This window comes from Variovorax sp. CCNWLW235, assembly GCF_037204085.1.
In the GTDB taxonomy this organism is placed as follows: domain Bacteria; phylum Pseudomonadota; class Gammaproteobacteria; order Burkholderiales; family Burkholderiaceae_C; genus Variovorax.
Genome location: NZ_JBBCBW010000038.1, coordinates 1 through 20530 on the forward strand (window position 1 = coordinate 1; position 20530 = coordinate 20530).

The 20530-nt window shown below is 65.8% G+C and carries 16 protein-coding genes; 6 read left to right on the forward strand and 10 right to left on the reverse strand.

The annotated features are described in order from the left end of the window. Window positions 1-126: 126 nt before the first annotated feature. The 7 genes from V9L21_RS25755 to V9L21_RS25785 are packed head-to-tail and all read right to left on the reverse strand — an operon-like array spanning window position 127 to window position 10335. Window positions 127-5370 (reverse strand): DNA repair ATPase, encoded by a 5244-nt coding sequence (locus V9L21_RS25755; protein WP_337315623.1) that lies wholly within the window; start codon window positions 5368-5370, stop codon window positions 127-129. Between the two features lie 12 nt (window positions 5371-5382). Beyond that, window positions 5383-5886: a zf-TFIIB domain-containing protein gene (locus V9L21_RS25760; protein ID WP_337315624.1), complete on the reverse strand. Its 504-nt coding sequence runs from the start codon at window positions 5884-5886 to the stop codon at window positions 5383-5385. Between the two features lie 53 nt (window positions 5887-5939). Next, window positions 5940-8108, reverse strand: coding sequence for a hypothetical protein (locus tag V9L21_RS25765; RefSeq protein ID WP_337315625.1), 2169 nt, complete (start codon window positions 8106-8108; stop codon window positions 5940-5942). 53 nt (window positions 8109-8161) lie between these two features. After that, complete coding sequence (locus V9L21_RS25770) at window positions 8162-8806, reverse strand: ubiquinone biosynthesis protein (protein ID WP_337315626.1); 645 nt, start codon at window positions 8804-8806, stop codon at window positions 8162-8164. 27 nt (window positions 8807-8833) lie between these two features. Continuing rightward, complete coding sequence (locus tag V9L21_RS25775) at window positions 8834-9196, reverse strand: hypothetical protein (RefSeq protein ID WP_258507487.1); 363 nt, start codon at window positions 9194-9196, stop codon at window positions 8834-8836. Next, entirely contained in the window at window positions 9193-9906 is a 714-nt protein-coding gene (locus tag V9L21_RS25780) for a PspA/IM30 family protein (protein ID WP_337315627.1), read from the reverse strand. The genes V9L21_RS25775 and V9L21_RS25780 overlap by 4 nt, the downstream gene beginning before the upstream one ends. 12 nt (window positions 9907-9918) lie before the next feature. Next, on the reverse strand, window positions 9919-10335 hold the full coding sequence (locus V9L21_RS25785; protein ID WP_337315628.1) for a YjfI family protein: 417 nt from the start codon (window positions 10333-10335) through the stop codon (window positions 9919-9921). Between the two features lie 114 nt (window positions 10336-10449). Here V9L21_RS25785 and V9L21_RS25790 point away from each other — a divergent pair, with 114 nt between their 5' ends. Then, window positions 10450-11361, forward strand: coding sequence for a LysR family transcriptional regulator (locus tag V9L21_RS25790; RefSeq protein ID WP_337315629.1), 912 nt, complete (start codon window positions 10450-10452; stop codon window positions 11359-11361). Window positions 11362-11387: 26 nt separating this feature from the next. Here V9L21_RS25790 and V9L21_RS25795 read toward each other — a convergent pair whose 3' ends face one another. Next, window positions 11388-12338 (reverse strand): LysR family transcriptional regulator, encoded by a 951-nt coding sequence (locus V9L21_RS25795; protein WP_337315630.1) that lies wholly within the window; start codon window positions 12336-12338, stop codon window positions 11388-11390. A gap of 105 nt (window positions 12339-12443) precedes the next feature. On the opposite strand from V9L21_RS25795, the gene V9L21_RS25800 reads away from it, so the two are divergent. The 3 genes from V9L21_RS25800 to V9L21_RS25810 all read left to right on the forward strand — a co-directional run bounded on the left by V9L21_RS25800 (window position 12444) and on the right by V9L21_RS25810 (window position 16763). After that, complete coding sequence (locus V9L21_RS25800) at window positions 12444-13952, forward strand: CoA-acylating methylmalonate-semialdehyde dehydrogenase (RefSeq protein WP_337315631.1); 1509 nt, start codon at window positions 12444-12446, stop codon at window positions 13950-13952. 140 nt (window positions 13953-14092) lie between these two features. Then, window positions 14093-14938 carry a class I SAM-dependent methyltransferase gene (locus V9L21_RS25805; RefSeq protein WP_337315632.1) on the forward strand — a complete coding sequence of 282 codons (846 nt, stop codon included), beginning with the start codon at window positions 14093-14095 and terminating at the stop codon, window positions 14936-14938. Between the two features lie 226 nt (window positions 14939-15164). Beyond that, the gene (locus V9L21_RS25810) at window positions 15165-16763 is read left to right on the forward strand and encodes a glucan biosynthesis protein (protein ID WP_337315633.1); all 1599 of its coding nucleotides are present in this window, start codon (window positions 15165-15167) and stop codon (window positions 16761-16763) included. A 6-nt stretch (window positions 16764-16769) separates the two neighbouring features. Here V9L21_RS25810 and V9L21_RS25815 read toward each other — a convergent pair whose 3' ends face one another. Then, window positions 16770-17687 (reverse strand): LysR family transcriptional regulator, encoded by a 918-nt coding sequence (locus tag V9L21_RS25815; RefSeq protein ID WP_337315634.1) that lies wholly within the window; start codon window positions 17685-17687, stop codon window positions 16770-16772. A 126-nt stretch (window positions 17688-17813) separates the two neighbouring features. Here V9L21_RS25815 and V9L21_RS25820 point away from each other — a divergent pair, with 126 nt between their 5' ends. Then, window positions 17814-18569: a glucose 1-dehydrogenase gene (locus V9L21_RS25820; RefSeq protein WP_337315635.1), complete on the forward strand. Its 756-nt coding sequence runs from the start codon at window positions 17814-17816 to the stop codon at window positions 18567-18569. 6 nt (window positions 18570-18575) lie between these two features. On the opposite strand, the gene V9L21_RS25825 is transcribed toward V9L21_RS25820, so the two are convergent. Continuing rightward, the gene (locus tag V9L21_RS25825; RefSeq protein ID WP_337296323.1) at window positions 18576-19001 is read right to left on the reverse strand and encodes an FKBP-type peptidyl-prolyl cis-trans isomerase; all 426 of its coding nucleotides are present in this window, start codon (window positions 18999-19001) and stop codon (window positions 18576-18578) included. A gap of 104 nt (window positions 19002-19105) precedes the next feature. Between V9L21_RS25825 and eat the strand changes: the two genes are divergently transcribed. Beyond that, entirely contained in the window at window positions 19106-20527 is a 1422-nt protein-coding gene (gene eat / locus V9L21_RS25830; RefSeq protein WP_337315636.1) for an ethanolamine permease, read from the forward strand. Window positions 20528-20530 lie beyond the last annotated feature (3 nt).

Here is a 20530-nt window from a genome sequence, read left to right on the forward strand (position 1 = left end):
GCGAAATAAAGGAGGAGGCCGCAGGCCGGGGGACATTCGCGGAGAAAGGTACCCCGTCGGCGGGTGCGCGCCCCGAATGAAGAACCGAGCACGCAACAAGGCACAAAGAAACACAACGCCCCATTCCTAGCCCTCCTTGTCCGGCTTGGGAGAGCGCCTGACCACGCCACGCGCAGCCTGCACTTCAGCCGCAAGCCGCTCCATGTCCTGCTTGATCGACCGGTCGAGTTCGAGCCGGCGTTCGGTGGCGGTAACCAAGGGCAGGATCAGCTCGCGGTAGGTCACGGCGATCTGCAACATGGCGTCGGCCAGCCGCTGGCTTTCGCTCGGGCCTTCGGCTGGCGGCTTGGGCTTGAGCGCATCGACCGCGCGCGCCACGTCGAGCATGCTGCTTGCGATGCGCTGGCTGCCGTCGACGTCGTCTCCGCCGAGCTTTTTCTTTCGCACGAACTCTTCGCAGATGGCTGCCCAGCGTGCGCTTTCTTCCGGGGTCGGGCTGCCCAGAAGCTGCGCAAGCCTCAAGAGGTTTTCTTCCGCGCCGGTGGTCAGGGTCTGTGCTTCGCCACGGTAATGGTCGCGCAGCAAAGCGTCGAGCTCGTCGTCGCGCATCAACGCGGTGATCTTGCCCGCGAGCTTGGTCATGTTGCGGTAGCTGCCCTGCAGCTTGAACGGCGGCGCAGTGCGGTAGGCCTCCTGCTGCGCGGCCGATTCGATGTACGCAAGATTGACCTTCAGCAGCAGGTCGCGCGCGCGGAACAGGCGCTGCAGCAGCGCCTTGATCTCTTCCAGCTCGACCGCGCTGTAGGCATGCGAAAGCGCGCTGCTCGGCACCTCGTGTCCCTGCGCCATCTTCACCAGCAGCTGCACGTCCTTGGGGTCGCGCGAGGCCAGCGGCATCAGCGTGGGGTTGGAGGTCAGGCTGTTCTCGATGTACGAAAGCGCAAAGGCCGCCTCGCGCCCCGAGAGCACGTCGCCCAGGTTGTAGATGTCGGCGCGGTTGGCCAGCATGTCCGGAATCTTGAATACGTCGCCCGACTCGGTGTACGGGTTGCCAGCCATCACGATGGCGAAGCGCTTGCCTCGCATGTCGTAGCTGCGCGGCTCGCCGTTCCACACGCCCTCGATGCGGCGCGTGCCGTCGGCCAGCGCAATGAACTTCTGCAGAAACTCCGGGCTGGTGTGCTGGATGTCGTCCAGATACAGCATCACGTTGCTGCCCATCGCAAGGCCGAGGTTCAGCTTTTCCAGCTCTTGCCGCGCGGCGCTGTTGGGCGCGTTGGCCGGGTCGATGGCCGTGACGCCATGGCCCAGCGCCGGGCAGTTGATGCGCACGAAGATCAGGCCGAGCCGGTCTGCCACGTATTCCATGAGCGTGGTCTTGCCGTAGCCGGGCGGCGAGATCAGCAGCAGCAACCCCATGCGATCGGTGCGGCTGCCCTCGCCCGCCGAGCCGATCTGCTTGGAGAGGTTGTCGCCGATGATGGGCAGGTAGAGCTCGTCGATCAGCTGGTTGCGCACGAAGGTCGAGAGCGGCTTGGCCTGGAACTGGCCCAGCTTGAGCCGCGCCTTCTCGCGTTCGAGCAGCTCGTGGCGCAGGCTGTGCAGCGCCTCGTAGCCCGGCACCGCATGCGTGGTGTGAAACAGGAAGCGGCGCCAGAAGTCGTTCAGGTTCAGCGTCACGCGGCCTTCGGCCACGCGCGGATGTTCGCCGCGCAGCCCCTCGACCGTGCGGTCGAGCGCCACGTTCACCCGCTTGCGCTGCATCGGCATGGCCAGCACGCTGGCCGCATCGTCCACCCAATCGACCGACTGCGGCGCCTGGTGAATGGCATAGGCGCGCACCCAATCGCGCGCAAGGCGCCAGCGCTCTGCCGGCGGAGCGGCGTCCAGATCGTGCTGCCACGCATCGCGCCGGCCGCCGCGTTCGAGTTCGCGCAGCAGCGCGGCTGCCAGGTCTTCGCCCGCGCCCGATACGGCCCAGGTTTCGCCGCCGTGCTCGCCAGCCAGCTCGCGCACAAGGTAGGCAGCCGCCTGGGCGCACAGGGTGGACACGTGGCCTTGGTGGGCTTCGCGCTCCTCTTCGGTGGCGGCTTCGGCCAACGGCAGCAGGTCGGGCAGCATGTCGCGCGCAAAGTGGTTCAGCGCGCGTGCCGTATCGGCTTCGAGCTGCTCCAGCGCGTCGCGGCGGCCGAACAATGCCTGCATCTGCAAGGCGGCGCGCGCACGCCGCAGCAGCGATTCGCGGTGCGCAATCAAGTGGCCGTGCTGCCAGTAGAGCAGCGCCAGCGCGCGTTCGGTCGGCCCCCACGCCAGCAGGCCTGCCTGGTCTTGCATGGCGACGAGCGCGCCAAGCAGGCGCAGCGCGTCGTCGTCGTGAATGCCCTTCTGGTAGCCCTCCTGGTAGCGCGCGGCTGCAAAGCGGCGCACCATTTCGAGCAGCTGCGGATGCAAAGGGTCTTCGGTGAGCAGCGTGACCACCTCGGCCCAGGTGCGTTCAGCCTTGCCGCCCTGCAATGACTCCAGCAGGCGCCCGGCCAGGTATTCGGCACGCGACAGTTCGGCGGTTTCCGACACCAGCGCCTGGTTCCAGTAGCGTTGCAGCGGCAGCAGCCGCGGCTCGTCCACGGGGCTCAGGTAGTCGGTGCCGGTAACCTGGTAGGCCATGCCGCTCTCGCGGGCCACCAAAGTCAGGTCGACGGGCTGGCGGTGCACGGTGAACGCATGGCGACCCAGGCGCAGGGTGTCTCCGCCTTCACTCACCAATTCGCGCTTGTCGCGAATCGATCGCAGGGCCTGGTCGCGCGCCGTCTTCAGGCGCGTGTCGAGCTCGTCGGCCGGCACGGCGGCGCCGAGCGTGCGCAGATCGGCAATCAGCGTGTGCAGCTTGCCGATCATCGGATCGGCCGCGAAGTAGCTGTGAACCTGCTTCAGGTCGCCGAACTGCGCAATGCGGCGTGGAATACCGTCGAGGATGCGCCCCGCCGCATCGACCACGCCCTGCGCACGGCGCTGGCGGGCTTCCACCAGGCTCTGGCGGCGTGCGGAAAGCGCTTCGTACACGGTCTCGCGCTTCTCGGCGATGTCGGCCAAAAAGTCTTCCTGTTCGGCAAAGCGGCCTTCGATTTCTTCCAGCTGCGCCAGCAGGCGCGTGAGCGCGTCATCGCACTTCTCGGGCGTGTCGGCAAACTCCAGCGCGTTTTCCACCGCCTGGCTGAAGAGCTTGAACTGTGCACCGAATTCAGCGCGCGCCTCGGTTGCGCCGAGTGACTTGCGCCGTACGCGCGCATCGGCACGCATGCGGTTGATGTCGGCGTAGATCAGCGAGATGCGGTCGAGAATCGAAGTGCGGATGACCGCATCGCCGCCCGGAAGGCTGCCCAGCTGTTCGGTCAGCAAATCGAGGCCGGCCGCCTGCTCGTCGAGCGTTGCCAGCATCTGGCCGAGCGCGGGCGAAGTCGCAAGATTCGGCAGGTCGAGCGCCAGCTTGTCGAGCGCTTGGCGCTGGCCGCTGAAGGCCGTGTCCGCCGCCAGGAACTGCATGGCGCGTTCGCCGATGCGCTGCTGCTCGGTCTCGAGCGCGGCGTCCATGGCGGCGATGCGCGGCAGGTCTGCGTAGCGTAGCTCCTTGAGCATCTGCAGCGCGCCGCGCCGTTCGCGCAGGCGGCCCAGGGCTTTCACAAAATCGTCAGGCGCGCGCCAGAGCGTGCTGGCAATGTCGACCAGCAACGCGTGCTGCTCGTCTTCGGCACGGGCCAGCGCGCGCGCGGTCTCGCGGCGGATGGTGTCGACCTTCTCGAACTCGGCCAGCGTGCTGCGCGCCACGTCGGCAATGCTGCGCAGCTCGCCCATCAGGCCGGCGGCCTCGGAGGCGTCCAGCCAGAAGTAGGCGTCGCTCACGCGGGTGCACTGGCGAATCAGGTCTTCGTAGGCAGCGCGCGTGGGCGCCTGCTCCCGCACCGCACGGGCAATGCCCATCAGGTCGCTCACGCCGCGCACCAGCTCGGCATTGCCGATCTTGCCGAAAAAGCCGGTGGCGGGCGGCTGCGCGCTCACATGCTCTTCGCTGGCAAACGGTGTTTGCCACAGCTGCATCGGGTGCACGCGCGTGGGCTCGCCGGCGTCGCCGTTGAACACCAGGATGCGGCCGTCGGCAAAGCGCGCGTAGCCGTTCGCGATGATCGGCGTCGCGAGCTTCTTGTCGATCAGGTTGTAGTTGAAGAGCGCGTAGCGCCCCGGCTTGGGGTCGTAGAAGACATAGGCCACGTCTTCCCCGTTGGGCGAGCGCAGCATGCGCTTGAAGCGCAGGCTTTCGACCACCTCGCCCGGCAGGTCGAAGCGCTTGTACTCGCCCGACTGCAGGTAGTAGCCGCCCGGGAAGATGATGCCGTGGTCTTCAGGCAGCTGCACGCATGAGCCACCGATGGCGTCGATGCGCTCGACCTGCTGCGTGCGGATGTTGAAGACCAGGTAGCGCGTGACCTGCTCGCGGTAAGGCTTTACGCGCAGCAAGATCAGCATGCCGAGCTTGGCCCACGAAATCTCGGCGTCGGTGAGCGACTGGCTCTTGTCTTCCACCGGCTCGCTGTAGATGCCAAGGCCGGTTTCGGTGTTGTTCTCGATCTTGACCGTGAGGTCGCCGCCCAGCGTTTCGACAAACACGGTGTCGAGCACGTTCACATGGGGGTGCTTGCCGCCCACGTGGTCTTCGCGCGTGGCAACGGTCCATTCGAAGTCGTGGCTCGCGGGCAGCGCAATGTCGCGCTCGCCGCGGTTGTCGATGTAGTGGATGTCGCCGTTGCGCTCGATGGCCCAGCGGAACACGCGCACGTCGCCCAGCTGCTGGCCGATCTGGAAGGACGCGAGCAGCTTGTCCTGCGTGACGCGCAGCTGCAGCATCGTGGCCTGCTTGTAGTAGGCGTAGAGCTCTCGAAAATCGGAGACGAAGCGCGTGTCTTCGAGGAAGGTGCCGGCCAGCGGCACGGGCTGCAGCTCGTCGTTCTCGGTGGCCGCCTCTCCGGGCACCGCCAGGCGGTAGAGCCCGAACACGTCGCTCACGGCCGTTTCCTTGCGCAGGCCGATGAACACGTTGTAGCCGAACAGCAGCAGATCGCCGATGCGCACGATGTCGCGCGCCACGGCGTTGTTCTCGGTGCGCGCGCGGGTGCGCAGCACCAGCGCCTGCTCGGAGCGGCCGAACTCGGCAAGCCGCCGCTCGTTGAGGGCCTGCGTCTTCGCGAGCAGGCCTTCGCCCTGCGTTTCGAGCCGCTTCTTCAGCAGGTCGTAGCTGCCACTGCCGGACACCAGGGTTTCTGTCTGGTCAGACGGCGCCTGGGCGCCGGCGGGCGCCCCCGATTCTTCCGTGGATTGCATAGGTCGGCGCGGTCAGTCCGCGCGCAGCAATGCGAGCAATTCGTCGCGGTGGGGCTGGGTGTCGAGCCAGGCGCGAATGCGGTCCAGCTCGTCGATGCAGTCGTTGCCGTAGCGGCGGCGCAGCGCGGCAAGGCGCACCTCGCGCACCTCTTCGGTCTGCAGTTGCCGCTGCCACCTGTCGGACAGCAGTTCGTCGAGGCGGTTGGCCAGGCCGCGGCTCACGAGCGCACGCCATTCGCCCTGGTCGAACCAGAGGTTCTGGCAGGCAATGCAGCGGTCGATGCGAAAGTCGGGCCCCGCGCTCACGCGCAGGCGCTGCATGAGGCGGTCGCACTCGGGGCAATGCCGCACCGATGCGGCATCGAACACCTCGATGACTTCGTCGTCGATTGCATGGGGTTCGCGCGCAGGGTCGGCGGCCTTCCACGCGCGCCAATCTTCCATGGACATGACCATGCCGCCGCAATCGGTGCAGTTCACGGCCAGCAACGCCTCGGCCAGGGCAACGGCTTGCATCGGCGAATGCGCCGAGCAGCTGCATTTGAGGTTCGGGTTCATTGCGCGCCCACTCAGTTGCGGAAGGTGGAGATCAGGTTGCTCAGCGCGGTTTTCTGGCTTTCGCTGCCGTCGCTGGTGATGCGGCTCATGAGCGCCGCAACGCTGAGGTTCTGGATCTCGCCGGACGAATTGCCGAGCGCGCCGACGATGTCGCGCAGGTCCTTCACCACGTCGCGGTCGCCGGCCAGCTGGTCCTTGAAGGCCACCTGCAGCGCATTGCTCTTGGAGATGACGCCGTCGATGCCCTTGCCCACGGAAAGCGAGCGCACGAAGCTGTCGAAATAGTCGCCCTGCCCGCCCACGATGTCGATCTTGGCATTGGCCAGCGCGGTGCCCAGCACCTCGGCCTGCTCCTTGGCAATGGAGGTCTGCGCATCGATGCCCTTCATGGTTTCGATATGCGACTTTTCCAGGCGCATGCGGAATTCCTCGTGGTCGCGGGTGTCCGGGCTCATCGCCTTCATGGCTTCGAACTTTTCGTGCAGGCCCTTGGCCTCGGCGCTGAAGCGGGCTTCGATCACCTGCGCGTCGGCCTGGCCCGACTTCAGGGTGGCTTCGGCATCGGCCGTGCGCACGTTCACTTCTGCAAGGCCGAGCTTCTCCTTGCCCGAGGCCTCGGCTTCGAACTTGGCGCGCATGCCCGCGGCTTCAGCCTGCGAGCGCGCCTCGATCACCTGCGCATCGGCCTGGCCGGCCTTGAGGACGGCGTCGGCATCGGCCTGGCGCACATGCACGTCGGCAAGGCCCAGCTTTTCCTTGCCCGAAGCCTCGGCCTCGAAGCTCGCGAGCTTGGCTTGCGCGGTCGCAATCTCGACCTTGGCAGCGGCCAGGCCGGGCGCGGCCGAGATGGCTTCCACGCCTTCGGCTTCGCGCTTCTTCGATTCGGCATCGCGCTCGGCCACCTTCAGCTTGGCATCGGCCAGCGTGAGTTCTTCGGCCGCCTTGTGGCGGGCGCGCTTTTCTTGCGTTTCAGCCGCCTTCACATCGAGCACCATCTTCTCTTCAGCCTGGCCCTCGGCCATGATCACGACGGATTTCTTGGTGCGTTCGGCCTCGGCCACCACGCGCAGTTCCTTGATGGCTTCTTCCTGCTCGGCCACGGTGCGTTCGACCACGATGCGCTCGCGAATCACGTCGGCAATGGCCTTCTTCTGCACTTCGACGGCCTTGTCCTTCTCGATGCGCTGCAGCGTCACTTCCTTTTCGCGATCGACAATTTCAAGATCGCGGGCGCGCGTGACCTTTTCTTCTTCGATGGCCACCGCGCGCTTGCGGTTGTTCTCGGCCACTTCCTTCTCGCGCTGCACGTTTTCCTGCTGCACCGAAATGGACTGTTCGGCAACCAGGCGCGCGGTTTCGGACTTGGTGCGCTCTTCGGCCTGGATCTTGGCGGTCTCTGCCTCTTCGCGGGCGCGCACGCTGGCAATTTCGCGCTGCTGGCGCGCGGTGGCGTCGGCCTGCTGGCGCTCGAGCTCGAGCAGGGCTTCCTGCGTTTCGACGTTCTTCTTCTTGATCTGCATTTCCTCGTTGCGGCGCAGCTCGTTGGTGCGCACATGCTCGACCGCCGTCAGCTCGGTGATCTTCTTGATGCCCTGCGCATCGAGGATGTTGTTGGTGTCCAGCTCCGACAGCGGGGTTTGCTCGAGGTAGTCGATGGCGGCGTCTTCGAGCACATAGCCCGAAAGGTCATTGCCGATCTGGCTGATGATCTGGTCGCGGAAGCCGTCGCGCGCCTGGTACAGATCGACAAAATCCATCGACTTGCCGACGGTCTTGAGCGCTTCGGAAAACTTGGCCGAGAACAATTCTTCGAGCGTCTCGTGGTTCGAAGCGCGGGCGCAGCCGATGCCCTGCGCCACCTTGAGCACGTCGTCGGCGGTCTTGTTGACGCGCACGAAAAACTTCACCTTGATGTCCGCGCGGATGTTGTCGCGGCAGATGAGGCCCTCGTTGCCGGAGCGGTCGATCTCGATGGTCTTGACCGAGATGTCCATCAACTCGGCCTTGTGGATGATCGGGTAGACCATTCGCCCGGTAAAGGTTACCTCGGGCTCGGCGCGCAAGGTATTCACGATGAGCGCGTGGCCCTGTTCGATCTTTCGATAGAACTTGGCGAACATCGCGAACAGGCCGAGGATGACCACGGCCAGGATGGCCGCGGCAAAGAGGATGGGCTCCATTTTTTCTCCAGAGATGCTTTAAGAGCGAACGAACGGTAAGGGGATGCGCGCGGTCAGACGATGTCTTCGTGCGCTGCGATGAGGTAGCGGCCCGCCACCTCGTCGTATTCGAGAATGAGCGCTTGCGATCCGCGCTTGAGGGTGTTGGGCGTGGGCGCCCAGACGCGAATGTTCAGGCTGGCGCCACGGCGGGCCACTTCGGCGCGGCCGTCTTTCTCGTTCACCACGCCGGTGACGACGCGGCAGGCCTGCCCGACCAGCGCCGCATTGCTCACGGCCGTGTGGCTCACGAACAGGCCGCGCAACGGGCGAATGGCCACGGCGGTGACGGGTATGGCAATGGCGGCGCTCGCCACCAGCAGCACCGTGCCGGCCAGGAGCTTGAGCGGCAGCGTGGGCACCAGCGGCAGCAGCCACTCCCCGCCCAGGCAGGACAGCGTCCACGACACCAGCACCAGCAGGCTCACCGCCACCGAGAACGGCACGCCGTTCAGGCCGAAAGCAACCACGTAGCTCGCGAGTTGCCCTATGTCGCTGGTGTCGCCGTCGGCATGCGTCTGCAGGTCGACGTCGATGCCGCTGTGCTCGATGTCGACCATGCCGGCCACCGCGAGCACCCAATAGATCACCACGACGCCCAGCAGCACCGTGTAGATCGCGGTGGGGTACCCCGTCACCGCATCCATGAAATTTCCCATTGACCCTCCCGCGTGCGGGTTGTGTTTTTATCTGCGGCCCGGCTTCGTTGCGCCGGTGCCCTTTTTCTTTCCACCACTTGCAAAAGCAATCAGATCGCGCGTGGCCCTCTCCTTGATGGCCAGGCGGTCGTCCGGGGCGAGCCCATATCTCGCCGCCAGAAACTCGTAGTCTGCCGCATTCAGCGACACCGTCAGGCGCGGCCGCTTGGGCTTGGACGTTGTCGCAAGCCCCAGCACCTGCCGGATCTGGTCGGAGGTGGACACGTGCTGTTCGAAGGCCGCCGTGCGCACCGCCTCCAGCACGGCCTCTTCCACGTCGAACGCCACCTGAACGGCGCGTATCGCCTCGTCCGAGCCTTGCCAGCGAACCGGCTTGACCCGCACGGTCATTGGGCGCCGGGCTCCGCCGGCTTGGCCTGGCGGGCGCGGATGCGCTCCATCACCTGGCTGGTACGGTCGACGTCGCTGCCGATGCCCGCGGCCGCCAGCTTCTTTTCGAGCGCGCCGTGGCCGAGCTCGTTTTCGAGCGTCTGGCTCGCGGCCATCCGGTCGGCCAGGTCTTCATGGCGCTGGCGGATGCGCTCGAGCGATTCACGCGCGTTGGACAGGCGCGAACCGCCCGCACCGATGTTCTCGGAGATCGATTGCGTGGCGCGGTAGACGCTCTCGGTGGTCTTGGCAATGCCGATCTCGCGCTCATGCTCCCGAATGCGAGCCTCGGCCGTCTTGATCAGGTCCTTGAGCTTGGACACCTGCAGCGCGTAGGAGGCATGCGCCTTGGCCTGCTCCTCGAGCTCCTTTTCGAGCGTGCCGACCTTTGCGGCCACATCGAGCGCCAAGCCTTCCTGCGTCTTGTTGAGGGCCTCGAGCGCCAGGCCTTCGTAGCGCGTGACCTCGTTCTTCAGGCGCTCGATCTCGCGGGCGGACTGCATCTCCTTGGCCATGACGCCGGTGAGATCGCCCTTGGCCTTCTCGATGCTGTGCTTGGCGTCGATGATTTCCTGCTCGTAGATGCGCGTGGCGTTGCTGTCGACCACGCTCTCGCCGATTTCGCGGGCACTGCCGCGCAGCAAGGTGACCAGTTTCTTGATGACCGTCATGATGATCTCCACTTAATTCAGGAATTCGGACAGGGCGTCCAGCGCATCGAGCGCGTTGTCGCTGAGCACCGCCACCTCGCGGGCGATGTCTTCCACGCTGGCATTGCGGCCGAGCGCGCCGGTGAGCACATAGCGGCCATCCACGCGGCCGAAGGACGACAGCGGCACCGAGGGGTTCAGGTCGAGCAGCGATTCGAGCAGTTCGGTGCGGCGCTCGGGCTTCACTTCTTCTTCGGTCCAGAGATAGCAGATGCAGATCACCTGCATGTCTGAGCTGGTGATGAAGATCGGCAGTTCGTCCCGGCCCTCGATGCTCACCTGCACCACGGGCGTATGACCGGGAATCGGCTGCAACTGCATCGCAAGTCCGCCCATTGCGGCACCGGCCAAGACATCGAGCCCCTTCAGTTGATCGAGCAGTGATTGCATACCCCTCCTTTTGTTTGCTGCCGTTCACTATAGGCGCGCCGACATAACATGTCAAAGAATCTTTTAGCCTATGCCCATGACCTCTGGCACTGGCGCCGTCCCTAGAATCCGGCGATGGCCAGCACCATCAATCCCGCACGTGTCGATTTTGTGACGCTGCGCCTGTTCTGCGCGGTGGCCCAGTCGGGCAGCATCACCAAGGGTGCGGAGGCCTGTCACCTCGCGCTATCGGCAGCCAGCCGGCGGCTTTCTGATTTCGAGGCTGCCACCGGGTCGAAGCTGCTGGAGCGCAGTTCGCAAGGCATAGCCCTCACGCCCGCCGGCCATGTGGCCATGCAGCATGCGATGCGGCTCTTTCAGGGCTTCGAGCAATTCAGCAGCGAACTCGGCGACTATTCGAGCGGCGTACGCGGCCATGTGCGGCTCTGGGCCAACATGTCGGCGCTCACCGAGTTCCTGCCGGCCACGCTGGCGGCGTTTCTCGGCCAGCATCCGGACATCCGCGTCGAAGTGGAAGAACAACTGAGCGGCGACATCGTTCGCGCTCTGGTCGACGGGCTGGCCGATGTGGGCGTATTCGCGGAGAACACGCCCGCCTACGGGCTCGACGTCGCGCAGTTCCAGACCGACGAGCTGGTGGTGCTGTGCGCCAGGCAGCATCCACTTGCGCGCGCCCGCAAAACGGATTTCAAGACCTGTTTGGCCCACGAGTTCGTCGGGCTGAACCGCAGCAGCTCGCTGCTCGAACTGACATCCCGCGCGGCCGAGCAGGCCGGCATTCCGATGCGCCTGCGCGTGCAGGTGCGCAGCTTCGATGCCATGTGCCACATGATCGCCGCCAACCTGGGCATCGGCGTGGTGCCGCTCGCGGCTTGCAAGGCACAGGTGAGTGCGCTCGATCTCAAGGTGGTGCGGCTGAAGGACCCCTGGGCGGTTCGCCGGCTGCTGATGGCGACGAAGACGGGCGAGACCTTGTCGCCTGCGGCGCAGTTGCTGGTTCGGCAACTGCTTGCTTCTTCCACTTGAGACCGGGCGGGCTGCCCGCTGAACCCTCAGGCCTGCGGCACCTGGAACCCGGCCTTCAATGTCTCCCTGAGATGGCTCACGAACAGGTTGACCGCGCGCGGTATGTGCAGCGAGTATGGCCGAATGGCGTAGATATGGTCCGCAAACGCGCCGGTGGGCTGCCAATCGGGCAGCACCTCGACCAGCTTGCCGGTTTGCAGGGCCGACTGCGCGCTGAAGTCGGGCAGCAAGGCAACGCCCAGCCCCGCCTGAGCGGCATCGCGCAGCGCCTCGCTGTTGTTGGCCGCAAGCGGGCCGGCAATGGGCACGGTCATGCGCTCGGCCTGACGTGCCCGGGCGTTGCGCCGCTCGAACGACCACACATTCGTTTCTTGCCCGCGCGGATAGTGCAGGCAATCGTGCTCGGCCAGCATGGCCGGCGCCAGCGGCGTTCCCTTGCGGCGCAGGTAGGCCCGGCTGGCCACCAGCACCGACCTGGTCTCGCACAAGCGCCAGGCCACGTGCGTATCGGGGGGCGATGCGGCATGCCGCACTGCCAGGTCGAAGCCTTCCGTCGCAAGTGAGCTGAGCCGGTCCGAAAGCTCCATCTCGATGCGAATCGACGGATGCGCGAGCAGGAAGTCGGCGAGCCGCGGCAAGAGCTGCTGCCGCCCCAGCGCCACCGGCGCCGTCACGCGCACCAGGCCGCGCGGTTCTCCCGCATGGTCCTGCGCCTTCAAGAAGCTGTGGGCAATCTGCTCGAACGGTTCGCGCGTCTGGTCGACGAGCTGCTGGCCGGCCTCGGTGAGCCGCATGCTGCGCGTGGTGCGGCGCACCAAGGGCACGCCCGCGGCGCGCTCCAGTTCGGCAATGCGCTGGCTCATGGCGGCCTTGCTCACGCCTAGGCGCGCCGCGGCGGCGGTGTAGCTGCCCTGCTGGCCGAGCACGATCAGCCAGTGCAGGTGCGTCCAGAGCGATTCGGCTTTTTGCGTATCCATGGCTGCATTGTTCACCATGGCGAACAAACAGTTCAACTTTAGCGCCTAGGCAGGCGCCCTTCCCTTTTCTAGACTGGCGCAAATCACTTGACCCTGGGACTCTCCATGACCACACAGATCGCGCATTTCATCGCCGGCCAGCACACCGCCGGCGGTTCCAACCGCACGCAGGACGTCACCAATCCGGCCTCCGGCAAGGTCACGGGCAAGGTGGTGCTTGCCGCCGCGGCCGATGTCGACGCCGCCGTGGCTGCCGCACAAGCCGCCTTTCCCAAGTGGGCCGACACGCCGCCCATCCGCCGCGCCCGCGTGATGTTCAAGTTTCTGGAGCTGCTGAACCTGCACAAGGACGAGCTCGCGCACATGATCACCGCCGAGCACGGCAAGGTGTTCACCGACGCGCAGGGCGAGGTCTCGCGCGGCATCGACATCGTCGAGTTCGCCTGCGGCATTCCGCAGCTGCTCAAGGGCGACTTCACCGACCAGGTGAGCACCGGCATCGACAACTGGACGCTGCGCCAGCCGCTGGGCGTGGTGGCGGGCATCACGCCCTTCAACTTTCCGGTGATGGTGCCGATGTGGATGTTCCCGGTGGCCATTGCCGCGGGCAACACCTTCATTCTGAAGCCCAGCCCGACCGACCCGACCGCGTCGCTGCGCATGGCCGAGCTGCTGAAGGAAGCCGGCCTGCCCGACGGCGTGTTCAACGTGGTGCAGGGCGACAAGGCCGCGGTCGATGCGCTGCTCGAGCACCCGGACGTCAAGGCCGTGAGCTTCGTCGGCTCCACGCCCATTGCAAACTACATCTACGAAACCGGCGCACGCAACGGCAAGCGCGTGCAGGCGCTCGGCGGCGCGAAGAACCACATGGTGGTGATGCCCGACGCCGACATCGACCAGACGGTGGATGCACTGATCGGCGCGGGCTACGGCTCGGCCGGCGAGCGCTGCATGGCGATCAGCGTGGCGGTGCTGGTGGGCGACGTGGCCGACAAGATCATTCCCAAGCTCGTCGAGCGCACGAAGACGCTCAAGGTGCTCGACGGCGAGAACCTGGCGGCCGAAATGGGCCCGATCGTCACCCGCGCGGCACATGAACGCATCACCGGCTACATCGCCCAGGGCGAGAAGGAAGGCGCGAAGCTGCTGGTCGACGGCCGCCAGTTCGACGGCAACCAGGCCGGCGCCGGCTGCGGCGACGGCTTCTGGATGGGCGGTACGCTGTTCGACCACGTCACGCCCGAAATGCGCATCTACAAGGAAGAGATCTTCGGCCCCGTGCTCTCGTGCGTGCGCGTGGCCAACTTCAAGGATGCGGTCGACCTGGTCAACGACCACGAGTTTGGCAACGGCGTGAGCTGCTTCACGCGCGACGGCAACGTGGCGCGCGAGTTCAGCCGCCGCATCCAGGTGGGCATGGTCGGCATCAACGTCCCGATTCCGGTGCCCATGGCATGGCACGGCTTCGGCGGCTGGAAGCGCTCGCTCTTCGGCGACATGCATGCCTACGGCGAGGAAGGCGTGCGCTTCTATACCAAGCAGAAGTCCGTCATGCAGCGCTGGCCCGAGAGCATCGGCAAGGGCGCCGAGTTCGTGATGCCCACCGCGAAGTGATCGAAGGCGCGATCCGAAGCAATCGAAGCAATAAGTAATAGCCGCGGGCGCAGCGGCGACCTGCCAGGGCTAACCAAAGTCTGACTTGCCCCGCTGTGCGGTAGCAGCCAGACTTTGGGCATGACCCTGGTCCAGCGCCCATGACGACAACGAGCCAAGCCGCGCGGAGCCTGTCGGCCGTACCTTCCACTTTGCGGATTTCGCTTGCGGCGCGCGCCTCCGGCGACGCGATGTTTCCGCAGCTCGGGGTGCGCGACGCCTACGCCGCATCGGTGCTCGAGCAGATACGCGACGACGGGCATGCCCTGCCGGAAGACAGGGCCACCATCTACGGCATCCTGAACCGCACGCGCCGCTTTCGCAGCCTTGCACAGGAATTTCTCAAGCAGCATCCGGGCGGCCGCGTGGTGAACATGGGCTGCGGCCTGAGCCATTACTTCCAGTGGCTGGACGACGGACAGTGCCGCCTGACCGATGCCGACCTGCCCGAGGTGCTCGAACTGCGCCGCGCGCTGATTCCCGAAACCGATCCGCGGCATGAGGTGTGCCCGCTCGACCTCACCTCCGAGGGATGGTGGGAACAGCTGGCACTGCCGCGCAATCGCAAGGGGGAGCCGGTGTTTCTCTTCACCGAAGGCGTGCTGATGTACCTCGAGCCGCAACAGGTGCGGGCCGTGTTCGCGACCTTCGGCGAGCGCGCGCCCGCGGGCTCGGTGCTGGCGTTCGACGCCATGTGCTGGCTTGCCGTCGGGCGGGCGGCGCAGCACCCTTCGGTGCGCGCCACCGGCGCGGAGTTTCGGTGGGGGCTGCGTCGGGCCTCCGAGCTGACTGAAGCCCATCCGCGGTTGCGGCTCGATTCCGCCTATCGGGTGCTGGAAGGCTTCGGCCTGCCATACACCCTGTTTGCGCCGCTGGTGCTGATGATGCTGGGCGTGTCGCTCTATGCCGTCTACGCGTTGAGCGCCACGGACCCCGCCGATACATAAACGCACAATTTTTCCAATCGCCGGCCTTGTCTGGCTTGCATTGCGCGGCTTGGCTGACGCGGGGCGCAGCTGCTTCAAGGCATGCTCGCCGTTCCTCCCGTCGCGGAAAATCCTGACGCATGCTGCATTAGGATGGTTCTTCCGCAGCCCGGCCGGCATACCGCCGGCCGCGTCTTCTTCGTGAATCGCTTCCGTACCTCCAAGACTCGCAACCCTCAAGAAACACATGCTTGATCGCCGATCCTTCCTTGCCGCTGGTGGTGCCGCCGCCGCACTCGCCGCCCTTGGACTGCCCGAAGAGGCATTGGCCGCCAACGGCCTGAAACTGAGCCAGCCCGCGCCCTTCTCGTTCGACCGCCTCGTCGCCCAAGCCAGGCGCCTGGCCGCGCAACCCTATGCAGCAGCCGCGCCGCTCGCACCCGATGTGCTCGAGAAGATCGACTACGACGCCCACGGCAAGATCAAGTTCGACCCCGCCAACGCCCTCTTCCGCGATGGGCCCGGCGCCTTTCCCGTCACCTTCTTTCACCTGGGCCGCTTCTTCCAGACGCCGGTGCGCATGCACGTGCTCGAAAACGCGGGCGGCGACGTGTTTTCACGCGAAGTGCTCTACAGCCCCAGCTACTTTTCGATGCCGCCCGACAGCCCGGCGCGCGCGCTGCCGGCCGGCGCGGGCTTTGCTGGCTTCCGCCTGCAGGAAAGCCGCCTGGGCGACCAGAGCAAGCTCGACTGGCAGAAGAACGACTGGGTCGCGTTTCTCGGTGCCTCGTACTTCCGCGCGATCGGCGAGCTGTACCAGTACGGCCTGTCGGCACGCGGCCTTGCGCTCGATGTGGCCGTGCCCGACAAGCCGGAAGAGTTTCCGACCTTCACGCGCTACTACTTCGAGACGCCCGCCGCCAACAACACCACCTCGATGACGGTCTACGCGCTGCTCGAAGGGCCGAGCGTCACGGGGGTGTTCAAGTTCGTCATGCAGCGCGGCAAGGCCGTGATCATGGACATCGATTCGCGCCTGTTCCTGCGCCGCGACGTGTCGCGCCTTGGGCTGGTGCCGCTCACCTCGATGTACTGGTACTCCGAGACTATCAAGCCCACCGCCATCGACTGGCGCCCCGAGGTGCACGACTCCGACGGCCTTGCCATCTGGAACGGCGCGGGCGAGCGCATCTGGCGCCCTCTCAACAACCCGACGCAAACCCGGGCCTCGGCGTTTGCGGACACCCGACCGCGCGGCTTCGGGCTGCTGCAGCGCGACCGCGTATTCGACAACTACCAGGACGGCGTCAACTACGAAAAGCGTCCGAGCCTCTGGATCGAACCGCAGGGCGACTGGGGCGAGGGCTCGGTGCAGCTGATCGAGATTCCCACCGACGACGAGATCCACGACAACATCGTCGCCTTCTGGGTGCCCAAGGCCGACGCGAAGGCGGGCGCGAGCTACAGCCTGCAGTACCGGCTGCACTGGACCGACCAGGAACCCTTTCCCTCGCCGCTCGCGCGCTGCGTGGCAACACGCATCGGCCGCGGCGGACAACCGGGCCAGCCGCGGCCGCCGGGGGTGCGCAAGTTCATGGTCGAGTTCGTCGGCGAGCCGCTCACGACCGTGCCTTTCGGCGTAAAGCCCGAACTGGTGCTGACCGCGCCGCGCGGCAAGTTCTCCTACGTGTTTGCCGAAGCCGTGCCCAACGGCGTGCCCGGCCACTGGCGCGCGCAGTTCGACTTCACGCCCGAAGGCAACGAGCCGGTCGACATGCGGCTCTACCTGAAGACTGGCGACAAGACGCTCACTGAAACCTGGCTGTATCAATTCCAGCCAAGTTGACCGCCATCAGCGCGCTGCGCGTGGGTTGCAGGGCGCGAAGAGCTCCACGGCCCAGTCGACAAACACGCGCAGCTTGGCGCTCAGGTGGCGGTTGGCGGGGTACACCACGTGCAGCGGGTATGGCGGCGGCGCCCAGTCCCGCAGCACCTCCACCAGCGCGCCGCTTGCGAGGTGCGGCGCGGCCATCGGATAAAAGACCTGCGACACGCCCATGCCGGTAAGCACGGCCGTGATCTGCGCGGTGCTTTCGTTCACGCCCACCACGGTGCGGCCATGGATCTCGATGCGCTCTTCGCCGCGCGCATAGCGCAGCGGAATCGCGCGGTTGCTCAGCGATGAAAAGTAGCCCACCACGCGGTGCGCGCCGTCGCCGAGGTCCGCCGGCGTCCTGGGGGTGCCATGGCGCTCCAGGTAGCCCGGCGTGGCGCAGGTCACGAAGGGCAAGGTCGCGATCCGGCGCGCCACCAGCGACTGGTCGCTCAGTTCGCCGGCGCGGATCACGCAGTCGACCGCGTCTCCAATCAGGTTCACCGGCCTGTCGCCCACGCCGATCTCGAGTTCGATCTCCGGGTACCGCGCGTGAAATGCCGGCAGTTGCGGAATCAGGATCATGTTGGCAAACGACGAGCCGACGTCCACCCTCAGCCGCCCGCGTGGATTTGCTTGCGCGTTGCTGAGATCGGATTCGATCTCTTCCAGCTCGGCCAGCACGCGTGCCGTTCGCTCGTAGTAGGCGGCACCCTCTGGCGTGACCGTCACGCGCCGGGTCGTGCGCTGCAGCAGCTTCACGCGCAGATGCGTCTCGAGTTGCTGCACCAGCTTCGTCACCGAGGGCTTGGGCATCTGCAGCGAATCGGCTGCGCGAGTGAAAGTGCCGGCCTCGACCACACGGGCGAAGACACGCATGGCGGCGATCTGGTCCATTGCCGGATTATTAGTGATTCGTGAATAAACAAATCCGCCGCAGCGTCTTGGTCCGCGGGGGGGTGGCGCCCAAACTTCCTTGCCTGTTCAACGCTGCCTCGCAGCAAGCAATCAAAGGAAGAACCCATGTCCCAACCCAAGCTCAACGACAAGATCGCCCTCGTCACCGGCGGCACCAGCGGCATCGGCCTGGCCACCGCCCAACGCTTTGTGGCCGAAGGCGCCTACGTTTTCATCACGGGCCGCCGCCAGGCTGAACTCGATGAGGCCGTAAAAACCATCGGCCGCAACGTGACGGGCGTGCTCGGCGATGTGTCGAATCTCGCGGATCTCGACAAGCTCTACGCAACCATCAAGGAACAGAAAGGCCACCTCGACGTGCTGTTTGCCAATGCGGGCGGCGGCAGCCTGCTGCCGCTGGGGCAGATCACCGAAGAGCATTTCGACAAGATCTTCGGCACCAACGTGCGCGGCCTGCTCTTCACCGTGCAGAAGGCGCTGCCGCTGATGCCCAAGGGCGCGTCGATCGTGCTAAACGCATCGATCACCAGCATCAAGGGCACACCCGCATTCAGCGTCTACAGCGCAACCAAGGCGGCGGTGCGCAGCTTTGCGCGCAGCTGGGCGGTGGACCTGAAGGATGCCGGCATCCGCGTCAACGCTGTGAGCCCCGGCGTCGTGCCGACCCCGGCCTATGACCTGCTGGGCCTCACGCCAGAGCAGGTGAAGGGCTTCATCGACTCACAGGCGCAGAACATTCCGCTTGGCCGCGTCGGCACGCCCGACGAGATCGCCAAGGCCGTGGTGTTCCTGGCCTCCGACGACAGCAGCTTCGTGAACGGCGCCGAGCTCTTCGTCGACGGCGGCATGGCGCAGATCTAGGCTCGATCAGCGCTTCTTCACAGACACCAGCTCGACTTCGAAGTTGAGCGTGGCGTTCGGCGGAATCACGCCGCCCGCGCCGCGCGTGCCATAGGCAATGGCCGGCGGGCAGGTGAGCTTGGCCTTGCCGCCCGGCTTCATCTTCTGCACGCCCTCGGTCCAGCACGGGATCACGCCGTTGAGCGGAAACTCGGTGGGCTCGCCGCGGCTGTAGGAGCTGTCGAACTCCTTGCCGCTATCGGGAAAGGTGCCACGGTAGTGCACCTTGACCACATCGGTTGCGGCCGGCGAGGCGCCGGTGCCTTCCTTCAGCGATTGATAGACCAGGCCGCTCGGCGTGGTAACGGGGGCCGACTGCGCCCAGGCGGTGGACACGGCGCACACGGAAAGAAAAGCAGCACAGACGAGCGACGAAGAAGAAAAGGACTTCACGGAATACCTCGGAAGGATGGGAAAAGCATGATTATGGCGAGCGGTGGAACAGCCCTTGCTTTGCTGCATGTGCACTGTCAACATCCGAAAAAAGAGGAAGCTCCATGCAGTCCATCGAAGCCACCCCGGTCGCCGTCTCTGTTCCGGCCGGCACCGGCCACCTGAAGAAGGTGCTCGGCCCCATCCAGCTCTGGGGCATTGCGGTGGGCCTCGTCATTTCGGGTGAATACTTTGGTTGGAGCTACGGCTGGAACACGGCCGGCACGCTCGGCTTTCTGGTTGCCACGGTGCTGGTGGCCACCATGTACACCACGTTCATCTTCAGTTTTACCGAGCTCTCGACGGCCATTCCGCATGCGGGCGGCCCCTTTGCCTATGCAAGGCGCGCCTTCGGGCCGACCGGCGGCTTCGTGGCCGGCTTTGCCACGCTGGTCGAGTTCGTCTTTGCGCCGCCGGCCATTGCGCTGGCCATCGGCGCCTACCTCAACGTGCAGTTCCCGGGCATCAACCCGAAGTGGTTTGCGCTGGGCGCCTATGTGATCTTCATCGGGCTCAACTGGATCGGCATCGGCATTGCGGCGGCCTTCGAACTGTTCGTGACGGTGCTGGCGATCTTCGAGCTGTTCGTGTTCATGGGCGTGGTCACGCCGGGATGGTCGATGGCCAACTTCGTTGCCAACGGCTGGGCCGGCGGCAACGTGCTCAACGGCGCGGCCGTCTCGGGCATCTTTGCGTCCATCCCATTCGCAATCTGGTTCTTCCTGGCGATCGAAGGCGCAGCCATGGCGGCCGAAGAAGCGCGCGACCCGCATCGCACCATTCCCATCGCCTACACCACAGGCATCGTCACGTTGGTGGTGCTGGCCTTCGGCGTGATGATCTTCGCGGGCGGCGTGGGCGACTGGCGCAAGCTCGCCAACATCAACGACCCGCTGCCGCAAGCCATGAAGGCGGTGGTGGGCGACAGCAGCGGCTGGCTGCACATGCTGGTGTGGATCGGCCTGTTCGGGTTGGTCGCCTCGTTCCACGGCATCATCATGGGCTACTCGCGCCAGATCTTCGCGCTGGCGCGCGCGGGCTACCTGCCGCGCTACTTCGCCGGCCTGAGCCCTCGCTTCGACACGCCGCACCGCGCGCTGCTGGCTGGCGGCGTCATCGGCGTGGTGGCCATCTTCAGCGACGAGTGGGTGCAGTTCGGCGGCCAGACGCTCACCGCCAACATCGTGACCATGGCGGTGCTCGGCGCCATCGTGATGTACCTGATCTCGATGGCCGCGCTCTTCAAGCTGCGCAAGAGCGAACCCAACCTGCTGCGCACCTACCGCGCCCCCTTCTACCCGGTGTTTCCGGCCATTGCGCTCGGCCTTGGCGTGGTGTGCCTCGGCGCCATGGTGTGGTTCAACGCCATGCTCACGCTGCTGTTCCTGGTGCTGATGGCGGCGGCCTATGGCTACTTTCTCTTGACCTCTGCACAGCGCAAGGCGGCGGCGCCCGACGAGATGCTTTCATCGCCTCCGGCCGCCTGAAGG